This is a genomic window from Thermoanaerobaculum aquaticum (assembly GCF_000687145.1).
Taxonomy (GTDB): domain Bacteria; phylum Acidobacteriota; class Thermoanaerobaculia; order Thermoanaerobaculales; family Thermoanaerobaculaceae; genus Thermoanaerobaculum; species Thermoanaerobaculum aquaticum.
Window position 1 is genome coordinate 587 of the sequence record NZ_JMFG01000062.1, and the last position, 442, is coordinate 1,028.

The following is a 442-nucleotide window of genomic DNA, read 5'->3' on the forward strand; positions in this document are numbered from 1 at the left end:
GCCGGGGTGGGAGCCGCCAAACCCAAAATAAAGTACCCAGTGCCTTCTGGATTTTCCTCGAGTTCGGCATAAGCCTGCCGTCCCTGCCGCAGAGCTTTCAGAAACGCTTCGAGCTTCGCTCGAACCGCTTCGTCTTGCGCTAACTCACTCGCGAGAGCGTCAGACCCTTCTGCAGCAAACGCCACAAAAACATCCTCGGTAGGGGTAGGCCGCTCGGTCCAAAAGGCAACGGTAGTGTTGCCCACAACCAGCCGATGCTTTTCCCGTTTAGGGCCCTCCAAAAGAGCGTTGAGGGCGGTGATGTAGCGGTGTGCTGCTTCTTTCGAAACTGGAGAGTTGAAGCTTTGCTCGAGGCCGTAGGACCAATAGGCGGAATCGTTGCACCCGGCAATGGTTGCGCCGCTCGGCTGAGCGTTAGCTACCCCTTTCACCTTGGGATGCA

Annotated in this window: 1 protein-coding gene; it reads right to left on the reverse strand. The window is 57.5% G+C overall.

Features of this window, described 5'->3' with window-relative positions; genetic code table 11:
• Positions 1-431: type I-C CRISPR-associated protein Cas8c/Csd1 (locus EG19_RS12025; protein ID WP_235208745.1), on the reverse strand; the 431-nt coding region annotated here is incomplete at its 3' end.
• Positions 432-442 lie beyond the last annotated feature (11 nt).